Raw genomic sequence first — 666 nt, forward strand, 5'->3', positions numbered from 1 at the left:
GTGGATCGGCTGATGGAGAATAGTTCTGCCATTTCGGTCATGGTGTGTTTGCCGGCATCGTGCAGTTCGAGGAGGTGTGTTTCTTGTTTCACGGTGAGTTTTGGCTGTTTTCCCCGGAGTCGGCCGTTGGCCTTGGCAACCTTCATTCCTTCGCGGGTGCGCATGCTGATGAGGTCGGCTTCGAACTCAGCGATCATCGCCAGGACGTTGAACAGCAGTTTGCCCATTGGGTCGGTGGGGTCGTGGACGGAACCACCGATGCTGAGTCTGATTTCGCGTCTGGCGAGGTCGTCGGCTATCTCGTGGGCGTCTCGGACGGACCGGGCCAGGCGGTCGAGTTTGGTAACGACGAAGGTATCTCCGGCCCGGCAGGCGGCGAGGGCTTCGTGAAGTCCTGCGCGATTCTTGTTCCTGCCGGTAAAGCCATGATCAACATAGACGCGTTCGGGTTCAACGCCGAGGGATGCCAGGGCATCACGCTGGGCGGTGAGGTCTTGCTCCTCCGTGGACACGCGTGCGTAACCGACCATGATCTTAGACATGTAGATCAGTGTGTCACATAGGGATCCTTCACCGGACAGTTCACCGTACACCCTATACGGACACTTCATAGGTCACCATTAGCAAAGCAGCAGGTCAGCGGTTGGCGTGTCCGGTGGAGGACCG

1 protein-coding gene is annotated in these 666 nt (G+C 58.4%); it reads right to left on the minus strand.

Annotated elements, in window-relative coordinates:
- On the minus strand, positions 1 to 542 hold a 542-nt coding region (locus tag ACT3UQ_RS19725), incomplete at its 3' end, for a recombinase family protein (protein ID WP_444637822.1).
- Positions 543 to 666: the final 124 nt, after the last annotated feature.

The organism is Glutamicibacter sp. AOP12-B1-11, assembly GCF_052379245.1.
In the GTDB taxonomy this organism is placed as follows: Bacteria; Actinomycetota; Actinomycetes; order Actinomycetales; family Micrococcaceae; genus Glutamicibacter.